We start from the raw sequence: 13,706 nt of genomic DNA, 5'->3' as shown, positions 1-13,706 counted from the left end.
TCGGACTCCGTGTGGCCACCCCACGGCCACCTCCCTAAGGAGACAGTGTGAGACGACGATTCGCCGTGGCGAGCTTCTCCCTCGCCGTCGTGCTCGGCTGCGGAACACTCCCCGCCGCGGCCGCCGCTCCCGCGGACACGAGCCGGTCCGCCCTCGCCGCGGCCGCGCTCGCCGCGCCCGACGTCGACGTGACGAAGGTGCGGGCGCACCTGAGCGAGCTCAGCGCCATCGCCGGCCGCAACGGCGGCAACCGCCGCTCCACCACCCAGGGGTACCGCGACTCCGTCGCCTACGTGAAGGGCAGGCTGCAGGCGGCCGGTTACACCGTCACCGAGCAGCCCTGCACCTCCGGCTGCACCAGCGGAGCGGGCCCCAACCTGATCGCCGAGTGGCCGCGGGGCGACGCGAACAACGTGTACATGTTCGGCGCCCACCTCGACGGCGTCTCGGCGGGCCCCGGCATGAACGACAACGGTTCCGGATCGGCCGCACTCCTGGAGAACGCCCTGACCCTGGCCCAGCAGAACCCGGCCATGCGCAACCGGGTCCGCTTCGCCTGGTGGACCGACGAGGAGCAGGGCCTCAACGGCTCGAAGTTCTACGTCCGTTCGCTGTCCTCCACCCAGCGCTCCCAGATCCGGGCGTACTACAACTTCGACATGGTCGCCTCGACCAACGGCGGCTACTTCATCAACCGCATCACCTCGTCGGCCGCCGCGCCGATGAAGGCGTACTGGGACTCGCTGGGCCTGCAACCCGAGGAGAACACCGAGGGCGCGGGGCGCAGCGACGACTACCCCTTCGAGCAGGCCGGCATCCCCACCTCCGGCTACGCGATGGGCGCCAGTGCCCGCAAGACGTCCGCGCAGGCCGCCAAATGGGGCGGCACGGCCGGTTCCGCCTACGACCCCTGCTACCACCGGTCCTGCGACACCCTCACCAACATCAACACCACCGGCCTGAACCGCGCGGCCGACGGCATCGCCCACACCCTCTGGCAGCAGGCCGTCTCCTGAAGCCGGGACACCGCCGGGTGGCCGTCTCCCCGCGGCCGGTGAGAGCGCGTCCCCGCGGACGGGCCTCCTGACCGACGACGTGTGCCTTCGGGCACCTGGCCGGTGCCGGCCTGCACGTGGTGCTCCGCCCCGCCGCCCCCTCGCGGCGGGGCGGAGCCCGTTCCGGGTACCCGCGCGCGATGCTGGCAAGGGGCCGTCAGGAATACACCCGGCCCGCACCACCGCTGTGGACCTTCGGAGGTATGACGATGACGACCACGGACGACAACCGGCACTACCGCGTCGAGCACGACTCCATGGGGGAGGTGAAGGTACCGGCCGACGCCAAGTGGCGGGCGCAGACTCAGCGGGCCGTGGAGAACTTCCCCGTCTCCGGGCAGCGCATCGAACGCGCCCACATCGAGGCCCTCGCCCGGATCAAGGGCGCCGCCGCGAAGGTGAACGCGGACCTCGGGGTGCTGGACGAGGACATCGCCGAGGCGATCGGCGCGGCGGCCGGGGAGGTCGCCGAGGGCACGTGGGACGAGCACTTCCCGGTCGACGTGTTCCAGACGGGCTCGGGCACCTCGTCCAACATGAACACCAACGAGGTCATCGCCACCCTGGCGACCGAGCGGCTCGGGCGGGCCGTGCACCCCAACGACCACGTCAACGCCTCCCAGTCGTCCAACGACGTCTTCCCGTCCTCGATCCACATCGCCGCCACCGCCGCCGTCATCCGGGACCTCGTGCCGGCCCTGGAGCACCTCGCGGCCTCCCTGGAGCGCAAGGCCGAGGAGTTCGCCGACGTGGTGAAGTCCGGGCGGACGCACCTCATGGACGCCACGCCCGTGACGCTGGGACAGGAGTTCGGCGGGTACGCCGCCCAGGTGCGGTACGGGGTGGAGCGGCTGCACGCCTCCCTGCCCCGGCTGGCCGAGCTGCCCCTCGGCGGGACCGCCGTCGGCACCGGCATCAACACCCCGCCCGGGTTCTCGGCCGCCGTCATCGAGGAGGTCGCCCGGGTCACCGGGCTGCCGCTGACCGAGGCCCGCGACCACTTCGAGGCGCAGGGCGCCCGGGACGGGATCGTGGAGACCAGCGGTCAGCTGCGCACGATCGCGGTCGGGCTGACGAAGATCACCAACGATCTGCGCTGGATGGCCTCCGGTCCCCGCACCGGCCTCGCCGAGATCGCCCTGCCCGATCTGCAGCCCGGCTCCTCGATCATGCCCGGCAAGGTCAACCCGGTCGTCCCGGAGGCCGTCCTCATGGTCTGCGCGCAGGTCATGGGCAACGACGCGGCGGTCGCCACCGCGGGCGCCTCCGGCAACTTCGAACTCAACGTGATGCTGCCCGTCATCGCGAAGAACGTCCTGGAGTCGATCCGGCTGCTCGCCAACGCCTCCCGGCTGCTCGCCGACCGTACCGTCGACGGGATCGTCGCCGACCGCGAGCGGGCCCGCGAGTACGCCGAGTCCTCCCCCTCCGTGGTCACCCCGCTCAACAGGTACATCGGCTACGAGGAGGCCGCGAAGGTCGCCAAGAAGGCGCTGGCGGAGCGGAGGACCATCCGCCAGGTGGTCCTGGAGAGCGGGTACGTCGAGCGCGGCGACCTCACCCTGGAGCAGCTCGACGAGGCCCTGGACGTCCTGCGGATGACGCGCCCCTGAACCCGTGCGACTCAGATGTGTGTCCCCGTCACGTCCCCCCGTGCCGCACGGGTGAACCGTGACGGGGACCGCAGCGTCGGGTGCCATGGGCACCTAATATCTGCCCATGACAGAGGGCGGAGCGACAGGACGCGGGAAAGCGGGCGGCCCACGGCACGGAGACGGAGCGGCGGGCGCCGCGGCGAGCCCCCCGAAGGGCTCCGGCGGTCCCGGGGGCCACTGGGCTCCCGGGACGCAGGTGCTGTGGCGTTACCGGGAGAACGGCGGCGCGCACATTCACATCGCGCGCCCCGTCACGGTCGTACGCGACGATCCCGAACTGCTCGCCGTGTGGATGGCGCCCGGCACCGAGTGTGTGAAGCCGGTGCTCGCCGACGGTACGCCCGTGCACCGGGAGCCGCTCCCGACCCGGTACACCAAGCCCCGTACGGTGCGGCACGACCGCTGGTCCGGGACCGGTGTGCTGAAGCTGGCCCGGCCCGGCGACCCCTGGTCGGTGTGGCTGTTCTGGGATGCGGGCTGGCGGTTCAAGAACTGGTACGTGAACCTGGAGGAGCCGCTGGCCCGCTGGGCGGGCGGGGTGGACTCCGAGGACCACTTCCTGGACATCTCCGTACATCCTGACCGCAGTTGGCACTGGCGTGACGAGGACGAGTTCGCACAGGCCCAGCGGGACGGCCTCGTGGACGCCGCCCTGGCCGGAAGGGTGCGCAAGGCCGGCCGGGACGCGGTGGACGTGATCGCCCGGTGGGGTGCGCCGTTCTCGGACGGCTGGCAGAACTGGCGCCCGGACCCGGCCTGGACGGTACCGTCACTGCCACCGGACTGGGACCGCACTCCCGCGCATCTGTCGTCATGAGACTCTTGATGCACCCCGGGGCAAGAAACGTAGGATCGTCCTCCGCAAGGCACGGGGCGGCAGCAACTTCCGTAACACGCGCTGGGCTTGACCGGACGTCACCGAGGGGCGGCAGGACGTGAGCGAGGGGTACGGCACCACCGGTGCGCGCCGGGGACGGTCGGCAGGCGGCACGGGAACAACCTCTGACCACGCGGGAACTCCGTTCCGGGGACACACGATCCGGGTATCGGAGTTCCGGCGGGACGTACCGCGCGCACGGCGTACGCCCCTGCCCTCGCACCCGCGGGGCAGGCGGGAGTACGAGTGCCCCGTGTACCCCGTGTACCCCGATCACAACGAGCGCTACGAGGACCACAAGGACTACGAGGACCACGAGGACCACGAGGACTACGAGGACAGGGACATGGCCCCGGACGGATGGACTCGACACGCGTGACGGAGCAGCCGACCTCCTACGAGCGCCCGGAACCGGGCGTCACCCCCGCGGATGCCCGCGGGGCGCTCCTGCCCGCCTCGACACCGGCTCACGGGCCGGGCGTGACATCGTCGTCAGCACCGCCCGCCGCATCGTCGTCGGCGTCGGCGGCGGGTCCGGCGGGCGGACCCGGCGCCGAGCACTCCCAGCCGGGCGCCGGGCAGGACGCCGAACCGGACGCGCACCGGCCCCGGCCCGCGCCCGAGGGCATCCCGCTCCAGCCGGCCGGAGAGCCCGCAGCGCAGGGCCACAAGCCCGACGCGCCGGTCGGCCCGGCATCGGACGGGCCGGCCCAGACCCCCCCGCCGCAGGACCGCTCCGCGCGGCTTCCCGACGGCCCGGAGCGCCGCACCGGGCAGGTGACGGCGCCCGGGCGGCCCACGCCGATGCGACGGGACGGGGACCGGCTGAGGTTCGTCGGCGCCGCGACCCGGCGGATCGCCCGCGGTATCGATCTCGAAGAGATCGTCATGGGGCTGTGCCGGGCCACCGTGCCCACCTTCGCCGACACGATCCTGGTCTATCTGCGCGAACCGCTGCCGGTCGGCGACGAGCGGCCCACCGGCCCGCTGGTGCTGCGGCTGCGCCGCAGCGACCGGATCCCGGTCGCCCGCGACACCGAGAACGGGTTCGTGCCGGCCGTCCCGCCCGAGCCGTCCGTGCTGGACACGGTCGGCGCGGAGCGGTGCACGGTGCGGCCCGGCAGTGCGCTCGCCGAAGTGCTGCGTGGCGTACGGCCGGTGTTCACGGACGCGCCCGCCGCCCGGGCCGCGCTGCCCGAACTCCTCGGCGAGGAGGGCGGGTCGGCCGTGCCCGACGGGCAGCGGGCGATCCTCGCGCCGCTGCGCGGTCGGCGCCGGGTCATCGGCGCGGCCCTGTTCCTGCGCGGCCCCGAGCGCACCGCCTTCGAGGCCGACGACCTGCTGGTCGCCGCCCAACTCGCCACGCACAGCGCCCTCGGCATCGACAAGGCGGTGTTGTACGGGCGGGAGGCGTACATCGCCGACGAGTTGCAGCGCACCATGCTGCCGGAGAACCTGCCGCGCTGCACGGGTGTGCGGCTGGCCTCCCGTTATCTGCCGGCCGCGGAGACCGCGCGGGTGGGCGGTGACTGGTACGACGCCATCCCGTTGCCCGGCAGCAGGGTCGCGCTGGTGGTCGGCGACGTCATGGGGCACTCCATGACCTCCGCCGCGATCATGGGCCAACTGCGCACCACCGCCCAGACCCTGGCCGGGCTCGACCTGCCCCCGCAGGAGGTGCTGCACCACCTGGACGAGCAGGCGCAGCGGCTCGGCGCGGACCGCATGGCGACCTGCCTGTACGCGGTGTACGACCCGGTCGCACACCGCATCACCATCGCCAACGCCGGTCATCCGCCGCCCATTCTGCTGCCCCTGGGCGGCCGGGCCGAGGTGCTGCGGGTGCCCGCGGGCGCCCCGATCGGGGTCGGCGGCGTGGACTTCGAGGCCGTGGAGCTGGAGGCACCCGCCGGGGCGACGCTGCTGCTCTACACCGACGGGCTGGTCGAGTCCCGGCTGCGGGACGTGTGGACCGGCATCGACCAGTTGCGCGACAAGCTCGCCGCGACCGCGCAGCTGACCGGCCCGGATCATCCGCCGCCGCTGGAGGCGTTGTGCGACGAGGTGCTCGACATGCTCGGTCCGGGCGACCGGGACGACGACATCGCGCTGCTCGCCGCCCGCTTCGACGGGATCGCGCCGAGCGATGTGGCGTACTGGTTCCTGGAGCCGGAGGACGCCGCTCCCGGCCGGGCCCGCCGGCTGGCCCGCAAGGCGCTGTCCCGGTGGGGCCTGGAGGAGCTGACCGATTCGGTGGAGCTGCTGGTCAGCGAGGTGGTGACCAACGCGGTGCGGTACGCCTCCCGGCCGGTGACGCTGCGGCTGCTGCGTACGGACGTCCTGCGCTGCGAGGTCGGTGACGACGTGCCGCAGCTGCCCCGGCTCCGGCAGGCGCGCGCCACGGACGAGGGCGGACGCGGCCTGTACCTGGTCAACCGGCTGGCCCGGCGCTGGGGCGCGACCCGGTTGAGCACGGGCAAGGTGGTGTGGTTCGAACTGAACCACGGCGGCTGAACGACGGCCGTAGGACACGAAGAGGTGGGGGCGCCCGGTGACAACACCGGGCGCCCCCACCTCTTCGTCGCCCCGCCTACTCCTCCGCGCGGTCCGTCGGCTTGCCCGGCTCCTCCGGGGGCTCGATCGTCGGCGGGGTGAAGGGGGGAGTCGTCGGCGGCGTGGTCGTCGGCTCCTCGGTCGGGGGCTCGGTGGTGGGCTCCTGGGTGGTCGGCTCCTCGGTCGGGGGCTCGGTGGTGGGCGCCTCGGTCGTCGGCTCCTCGGTCGGCGTGTCCGACGGCGTCGGGCTGGAGGACGACGGCGACGGGGGCGGCTTGACGGCCGCGCCCTGGCTGGTCTCCAGGTCGAACCTGCTGGTCTTCTCCATCACGCCGAAGGTGTACGCCGACCAGATCTGCGCCGGGAAGCCACCGCCGTTGACCCCCCGGGTCTCGCCGCCCGCGCCGTACATCTCGACCTGCTTGTGCGGGGGCTTGTCATCCTCGCCGAACAGGCCGACCGCGGTGACCAGGTCGGGGGTGTAGCCGGCGAACCACGCCGACAGGTTGTTGTCGGAGGTGCCGGTCTTGCCGGCGACCTGCTGACCGCCGCGCAGCGGGTGGTCCCGGACGGCCGCGCGGGCCGTTCCGTCGTCGACCACGCCGGTCAGGACCGAGGTCACGGTGTCGGCGGCCTCGCGGCTGATGACCTGTTCGCCGACCGCGTCCGGGACGGTGACGGTGCGGTCGAGGTGCTCCGCCGACTTGAGGATCGTCGGGGTGGTCTTCTTGCCGTGGTTGTCGAGGGTGGCGTAGACGCCGGCCATCTCCAGCGGGCTCGCGCCCATGGAGCCCAGGGTCTGGGCGGGCACCGCCTCCAGCTTCTCGACGTCCATGCCGAGCTTGCCGGCGGTCTCCATCACCTTCGGCATGCCGATGTCGACGCCCATCTGCGCGAAGACGGAGTTGACGGACTTGTTCATGGCCGTCTGGACGGTGATGTCGCCGTAGTCGACGTCGCCCTGGTTCTCCGGGGCGAACCCGACCTTCCTGCCGTTCTCCTCGACGGGGCGCTTGCTGGTGCCGTCGTAGACGGTGTTGGCCGTGATCGGCTCGCCGTCCTGGGTCTCGGCCTGCTCCTCGACGGCGGCGGCCAGGATCACCGGCTTGAAGGTGGAGGCGGGCTGGTAGTCGGCGCGGGTGGCGTTGTTCATGTAGTGCTTGAGGTAGTCCACGCCGCCATACATCGCCACGACCGCGCCCGTCTTCGCGTCCACGGACACGGCGCCGGCCTGGACGTCGGCGTCGACCTTGCGTTCCTTCGGGTCCAGCTTGTCGGTGAGCTGGGTCTTGACGGCCTTCTCCAGCGCCGTCTGCTTCTTCTTGTCGATGTTGAGCGTGATGGTCCAGCCGCCGAGGTCCACCAGGGCGTCGGCCTGCTTGGCGTCCTCGACGGCGCCCTCGGCGACCAGCTGCCTCTTCAGGGCGCTGTTGGCCGCCTCCACCAGGTAGCCGGTCTGGCCCGCCATGCCCGGGTTGCCCTTGGGGGCCTCCGGCACCGGGAACTTCATGCCGGACCGCTCGGAGCCGTCCAGCCAGCCCTGCTCGACCATGTTGTCCAGCACGTAGTTCCAGCGGTTCTTGACCAGCTTCTTGCCGTTCTCCGAGGCCACCGCCCAGTCGTACTGGCTCGGTGCCTGGAGGAGCGCGGCGAGGTAGGCGCCCTGCTCGACCGTGAGCTCCTCGCTGTCGACGCCGTAGTAGGCCTGCGCGGCGGCCTGGACACCGTAGGCTCCGCGGCCGTAGTAGCTGGTGTTCATGTAGCCGGCGAGGATGTAGTCCTTGGACTTCTCCTGGTCCAGCTTCAGGGAGATGACGAGTTCCTTGAGCTTGCGGGAGACCGTCTGGTCCTGGGTCAGGTAGTAGTTCTTCACGTACTGCTGGGTGATCGTCGAACCGCCCTGCGCGCCCTTGCCGGAGAGGGTGTTCAGCACACCGCGCGCGGTGCCCTTGAGATCGACGCCGGCGTCCTTGTAGAACGTCTTGTTCTCGGCGGCGACGAAGGCCCGCTGGACCGACTTGGGGACCTGCGCCAGCTCGACGACCTCACGGTTGACCTTGCCGTCGCGGGCCATGATCAAGCCGTCGCTGTACTTGTAGACGTTGCTCTGCTCCTGGGCGTCGGCGTTCCCCTCGGGGATGTCGATCACCATGTACAGCACGATGAAGGCGCCCATGCCGAGCAGGCAGAGCCCGAAGAACGTGCCGAGGATCTTCCTCCAGGTGAACAGGCGGCGTATCCGCCCCTGGCCCTGCCCGCCCGACGAACGGCCCCCGGATGCCACACGGTGCCCCCCGCGCTGTCGTGCGCGTCGTTCTTCCGCTCGTCCCATGGGTCCGCTCTGCTCCGCTTCGTTCATGTGTGCGCGACTGCCACACAAATTCGCCGCTCAGGTCAACTCCGCAAGCTAACACCGAGAGGTATGACAAACGGCCGCCGATCCGGTCTTTACGGACGTGACAATCAGCACCCGCCCCACTGGAACCGACGTGCGAAGGGTGGCCAAGGTTGCCGTGACCCGCTAAAGTGATATCACTTAGATAGGCAGGCGCTAGCGGTACGAAGACCGTGCGGCGGGCGCCCCGAAAGGCGGGGGATCACCCATGTCCACACATGACGCGCAGGTCACGGCCGTGCTGCCGGAGATGCCGGCACCACGCGTACGGGAGAAGGCGGCGCACAGCATCGGCGGCGGACTGGCCCTGTTCCTCGGTCTGGCCGGACTGCTGCTCGGCGTCGGACTGGCCGTCAGCGCCACGGCGGTCACCGGGGACGGACTGAAGGCCCTGCTGATCATCAGCGGCATCCTGATCTCCATAGCCGCGTTCCTCGCGATGTGCGGGCTGAACATGGTGGCGCCGGGCGAGGCCCGCGTGGTCCAGCTCTTCGGGCGGTACCGGGGCACGATCCGGCAGGACGGCCTGCGCTGGGTGAACCCCTTCACCTCGCGCACCAAGATCTCGACCCGCGTACGCAACCACGAGACCGCGGTCCTCAAGGTGAACGACGCCTACGGCAACCCCATCGAGCTCGCCTCGGTCGTGGTGTGGCGGGTGGAGGACACCGCGCAGGCCACCTTCGAGGTGGACGACTACGTCGAGTTCGTCTCCACCCAGACCGAGGCCGCCGTCCGGCACATCGCCATCGAGTACCCCTACGACGCCCACGAGGAGGACGGCCTCTCGCTGCGCGGCAACGCCGAGGAGATCACCGAGAAGCTCGCGGTCGAGCTGCGCGCCCGGGTGGAGGCGGCCGGTGTCGAGATCATCGAGTCCCGCTTCACCCACCTCGCCTACGCGCCCGAGATCGCCTCGGCGATGCTCCAGCGGCAGCAGGCGGGCGCGGTGGTGGCGGCCCGGCAGCTGATCGTGGAGGGCGCCGTGGGCATGGTCGAGACGGCGCTGGCCCGGATCACCGAGCACGACATCGTGGAGCTGGACCCCGAGCGCAAGGCCGCGATGGTGTCCAACCTGATGGTGGTGCTCTGCGGCGACCGCGCCGTACAGCCGGTCCTCAACACGGGGTCCCTCTACCAGTGACCACCCCCTTTGACCCCTCCGAGGGCAAGGCCCCTCGGCGCAGGCCGCAGCAGCAGCGCAAGCAGGTGCTGCTGCGGCTGGACCCGTTGGTGTACGAGGCGCTGGCGCGGTGGGCGAACGACGAGCTGCGCTCGGCCAACGCGCAGATCGAGTTCCTGCTGCGCCGCGCCCTCGCGGAGGCGGGCCGCCTCCCCGGCGAGGCGGGCCCCCTCCCCCGCCGAGGCCGCCCACCGGCCCGGCCCCCCGGCGCACAGCCGCCCGCCCAGCCCCCCGGCGACGCCCCGCCCGGACCCACGGCACCCCAGTGACAGAACCGTGACAATGGACTCCCACCTGGGCTTCCGCCCCCACCCCCGCACCCTCCCCGGCGCTCTGCACACGCGATGTATACACGGAGCGTATACACCGTGTGTAGAGTCCTCCGCATGTCCATCGGTCACACCCTTCTCGGGCTCCTGGAGTCCGGCCCCCGCCACGGTTACGACCTGAAGCGGACCTTCGACGCGACGTTCGGCCACGACCGGCCGCTGCACTACGGCCAGGTCTACTCGACGATGTCCCGCCTGCTGAAGAACGGGCTCGTCGAAGTCGACGGCATCGAGGCCGGCGACGGCCCCGAGCGCAAGCGGTACGCGATCACCGAGGCCGGCGTCACCGACGTCGCGCGCTGGCTCGCCACACCGGAGAAGCCGGAGCCGTACCTCCAGTCGACGCTCTACACCAAGGTGGTCCTCGCGCTGCTCACCAGCCGCGACGCCGCCGACATCCTCGACACGCAGCGTTCCGAGCATCTGCGCGGCATGCGCGTCCTCACCGAGCGCAAACGCCAGGGCGACCTGGCCGACCAGCTCATCTGCGACCACGCCCTTTTCCACCTCGAGGCCGATCTGCGCTGGCTGGAGCTCACCGCGGCGCGCCTCGACAAGCTCCGTGAGGCGGTCACACCCCGATGACGATCCCCGCCGGATCCCTGCTCGCCGCCCGGGACCTGCGCAAGGCGTACGGCCCGACCACCGCGCTGGACGGCGCCGCGTTCTCCATCCACCCCGGCGAGGTCGTCGCCGTGATGGGCCCCTCCGGGTCGGGCAAGTCGACCCTGCTGCACTGCCTCGCCGGGATCGTCACCCCCGACTCCGGCTCCATCACCTACGACGGGCGCGAACTGACCGCGATGAACGACTCCGAGCGCAGCAGGCTCAGGCGCTCGGAGTTCGGCTTCGTCTTCCAGTTCGGTCAGCTCGTTCCGGAGCTGACCTGCGTGGAGAACGTCGCCCTGCCGATGCGGCTGAACGGCACACCCCGCAAGGAGGCCGAGCGGGCCGCCCTGTCCTGGCTCGAGCGCCTCGAGGTGGACGACGTACGCAAGAAGCGGCCCGGTGAGGTCTCCGGTGGTCAGGGCCAGCGGGTCGCCGTGGCCAGGTCGCTGGTCACCGGTCCGCGGGTGCTGTTCGCCGACGAGCCGACCGGCGCGCTGGACTCGCTCAACGGCGAACACGTGATGGAACTGCTCACCGACGCCGCGCGGTCCACCAACGCCGCCGTCGTTCTCGTCACGCACGAGGCGCGGGTCGCCGCGTACTCCGACCGCGAGATCGTCGTGCGCGACGGCAAGTCCCGGGACATGGAGCACGCCGTATGAGCGGGACGGAGGTACGACCCCCCACCGCCCGCGCCGAGTCGAAGCTCCGGGCCGTGGCCCGGGACCTGGGCATGGGCCTGCGGTTCGCCTTGGCCGGCGGGCGTGAGGGATGGGTCCGGGCCCTGCTCACCGGCGTCGGCGTCGGCCTCGGGGTGGCGCTGCTGCTGCTCACCGCCGCGCTGCCCGGCGTACTGGCGGAGCGGGACCGGCGGGAGGAGGCCCGGCTCGACTGGCCGTTCAGCGGGGAGGTCCTGCCCAAGGCCGACGACACGCTGCTCGTCGCGCGCACCGACACCTACTTCCGCGACCAGCACATCCGCGGCCGGCGGATGGAGCCGGAAGGCCCGAAGGCCCCCCTGCCGCCGGGTCTGGGCGAGTTCCCTGCGGTCGGCGAGATGATCGTCTCCCCTGCCCTGAAGGACCTGCTCGCGTCGGACGACACGGGCCTGCTGCGTGAGCGGCTGCCGTACGACATCACGGGGACGATCGGCGAGCAGGGGCTCGTCGGTTCGCAGGAGCTCGCCTACTACACGGGCGGCACGGAACTCGCCGGAGAGATCAACTCATCGACGGTGCGCCTCGACTTCTTCGGCACCCCTGACGGGCAGGTCTCCGAGGAAGAGACCGACCCGGTGATCACGCTGCTGGTCCTGGTCGTCTTCGTGGTGCTGCTGACGCCGGTCGCCGTGTTCATCGCGACCGCCGTACGGTTCGGCGGCGAACGGCGCGACCGCAGGCTGGCAGCGCTGCGGTTGATCGGTTCCGACGCCTCGGCCACCCGGCGGATCGCGGCGGGCGAGGCGCTCGCCGGGTCGCTGCTCGGGCTGGCCCTCGGTACGGTCTTCTTCCTGATCGGACGGGAGGTCGCCGCCTCCTTCGAGGTGTTCGGCGTCAGCGTGTTCCCGAGCTATCTGACCCCTTCGCCGCTGCTGGCACTGCTGGTCGCGGTGGCGGTTCCGGCCGCCGCGGTGCTGGTGACGCTGCTCGCGCTGCGCGGGGTCGTCATCGAGCCGCTGGGTGTGGTCCGCACGGCACGACCGGCCCGACGCCGGCTGTGGTGGCGGCTGCTGCTGCCGCTGGCCGGGATCGCGATGCTCTACCCCATGGTCGGACAGGGCCGCGAGAACGGGGAGTTCAACGAGTACCTGGTCGCCGGTGGCGTCCTGCTGCTGCTCATCGGGGTCACCGCGCTGCTGCCGTGGATCGTGGAGACCGTCGTCTTCCGGCTCGGCCGGGGCAGCCTGTCGTGGCAACTGGCGGTACGCCGGCTTCAGCTCAGCAGCGGCATGGCGGCCCGGACGGTCAACGGGATCGCGGTGGCGGTGGCCGGCGCGATCGCGCTCCAGATGCTGTTCGTCGGCGTCGAGGGCGACTACACCGAGGACACCGGGCTCGACGTGTCGCTGGCCCAGGCGCAGGTGAGGCTGCCGGACGGCCAGGAACTCGCCCCCGCCGCGGAGAAGCTGTCGGACACCAAGGGGGTGAGCAAGGTCTACGCGGTGTCCCACGGCTACGTCGCCGACCGGCCCTGGGAGCAGGAGCCGGGCGAAACCGCCGCCGTGACCGTCGCCGACTGCGTGACCCTGCGCACGGTGGCGAAGCTCCCTTCGTGCGGTGACGGCGACGTGTTCGCGCTGTCGGGCCCCGAGTTCGACACCGGCACCGCGGCGCTGAACCGGCCGGGCCAGGAACTCCACTTCGAGGTGTCCGACCCCTCGACCGCCTCCGGCTACGGCGAGGACGTCCGCTGGACGGTCCCCACGGGTGTCAAGCAGGCCCAGTCCGTTCCGGACCCTGCGGGCAGTGAGCGCGGTGGCTTCCTGCTGACCCCGGGCGCGGTGACGGCGGGGGTGACGGACGCGCTCTCCGGCGAGCTCTACCTCGAGGTCGACGACTCGGTGCCGTACGCCATGGAGCACGTCCGCAACACGGCCGCCGCGATCGACCCGTTGACGGACATGTTCACGTGGACCGCCACCAAGCGTTCCGATGCCTACGAGTCCATCCGTACCGGCCTGTTCGTCGGCGCCGTCTGCGTCCTGGTGCTGATCGGGGCGAGCCTGCTGGTCTCCCAGCTGGAGCAGCTGCGCGAACGCCGCAAGCTGCTGTCGGCGCTGGTCGCCTTCGGCACCCGGCGGCGCACGCTGAGCCTGTCGGTGCTGTGGCAGACGGCCGTCCCGATCGGACTGGGGCTGGCGCTGGCCGCGACGGTGGGCGTCGCGCTGGGCGCGGTCCTGCTGCGGATGGCCAGGACACCGGTACGGGTGGACTGGGCGAGCCTGTTCCAGATGACCGGCATCGGTGCGGGCGTCGTCCTGGCGGTGACCCTGCTGAGCCTGCCGCCCCTGCTGCGCATGATGCGCCCGGACGGCCTCCGCACGGAGTGAC

At 71.6% G+C, this 13,706-nt stretch carries 11 protein-coding genes; 10 read left to right on the top strand and 1 reads right to left on the bottom strand.

Translation table 11 applies throughout. The features are described 5' to 3' along the window. Positions 1-47 precede the first annotated feature (47 nt). From ACVW19_RS21825 to ACVW19_RS21805, 5 genes are all read left to right on the top strand, one after another. Positions 48-1,016, top strand: coding sequence for a M28 family metallopeptidase (locus ACVW19_RS21825; RefSeq protein ID WP_457461039.1), 969 nt, complete (start codon positions 48-50; stop codon positions 1,014-1,016). A gap of 248 nt (positions 1,017-1,264) precedes the next feature. After that, positions 1,265-2,668, top strand: a complete 1,404-nt coding sequence (locus tag ACVW19_RS21820; RefSeq protein ID WP_457461037.1) for a class II fumarate hydratase — start codon at positions 1,265-1,267, stop codon at positions 2,666-2,668. Between the two features lie 106 nt (positions 2,669-2,774). Beyond that, positions 2,775-3,527, top strand: a complete 753-nt coding sequence (gene fomD / locus ACVW19_RS21815; RefSeq protein ID WP_457461035.1) for a cytidylyl-2-hydroxypropylphosphonate hydrolase — start codon at positions 2,775-2,777, stop codon at positions 3,525-3,527. Between the two features lie 313 nt (positions 3,528-3,840). Beyond that, the gene (locus tag ACVW19_RS21810; RefSeq protein ID WP_457461033.1) at positions 3,841-3,966 is read left to right on the top strand and encodes a hypothetical protein; all 126 of its coding nucleotides are present in this window, start codon (positions 3,841-3,843) and stop codon (positions 3,964-3,966) included. Beyond that, entirely contained in the window at positions 3,948-6,101 is a 2,154-nt protein-coding gene (locus ACVW19_RS21805) for a SpoIIE family protein phosphatase (RefSeq protein WP_457461031.1), read from the top strand. The genes ACVW19_RS21810 and ACVW19_RS21805 overlap by 19 nt, the downstream gene beginning before the upstream one ends. A 76-nt stretch (positions 6,102-6,177) precedes the next feature. Here ACVW19_RS21805 and ACVW19_RS21800 read toward each other — a convergent pair whose 3' ends face one another. After that, positions 6,178-8,472, bottom strand: a complete 2,295-nt coding sequence (locus ACVW19_RS21800; protein ID WP_457461029.1) for a transglycosylase domain-containing protein — start codon at positions 8,470-8,472, stop codon at positions 6,178-6,180. 271 nt (positions 8,473-8,743) lie between these two features. On the opposite strand from ACVW19_RS21800, the gene ACVW19_RS21795 reads away from it, so the two are divergent. The 5 genes from ACVW19_RS21795 to ACVW19_RS21775 all read left to right on the top strand — a co-directional run bounded on the left by ACVW19_RS21795 (position 8,744) and on the right by ACVW19_RS21775 (position 13,705). Further along, a complete protein-coding gene (locus ACVW19_RS21795) occupies positions 8,744-9,679 on the top strand; it encodes an SPFH domain-containing protein (RefSeq protein ID WP_457461027.1) in 936 nt (311 codons plus the stop codon). Further along, complete coding sequence (locus ACVW19_RS21790) at positions 9,676-9,987, top strand: hypothetical protein (protein WP_457461025.1); 312 nt, start codon at positions 9,676-9,678, stop codon at positions 9,985-9,987. The genes ACVW19_RS21795 and ACVW19_RS21790 overlap by 4 nt, the downstream gene beginning before the upstream one ends. A 117-nt stretch (positions 9,988-10,104) precedes the next feature. Continuing rightward, the gene (locus ACVW19_RS21785) at positions 10,105-10,632 is read left to right on the top strand and encodes a PadR family transcriptional regulator (protein WP_457461023.1); all 528 of its coding nucleotides are present in this window, start codon (positions 10,105-10,107) and stop codon (positions 10,630-10,632) included. Further along, positions 10,629-11,318: an ABC transporter ATP-binding protein gene (locus ACVW19_RS21780; protein ID WP_457461021.1), complete on the top strand. Its 690-nt coding sequence runs from the start codon at positions 10,629-10,631 to the stop codon at positions 11,316-11,318. The genes ACVW19_RS21785 and ACVW19_RS21780 overlap by 4 nt, the downstream gene beginning before the upstream one ends. Beyond that, positions 11,315-13,705 (top strand): ABC transporter permease, encoded by a 2,391-nt coding sequence (locus ACVW19_RS21775; protein WP_457461019.1) that lies wholly within the window; start codon positions 11,315-11,317, stop codon positions 13,703-13,705. Before ACVW19_RS21780 ends, ACVW19_RS21775 begins: the two co-directional genes overlap by 4 nt. The last annotated feature ends 1 nt before the right edge of the window (position 13,706 follow it).

This window comes from Streptomyces sp. TE5632 (assembly GCF_054061295.1).
This window is presented reverse-complemented; position numbering and strand designations above follow the sequence as displayed.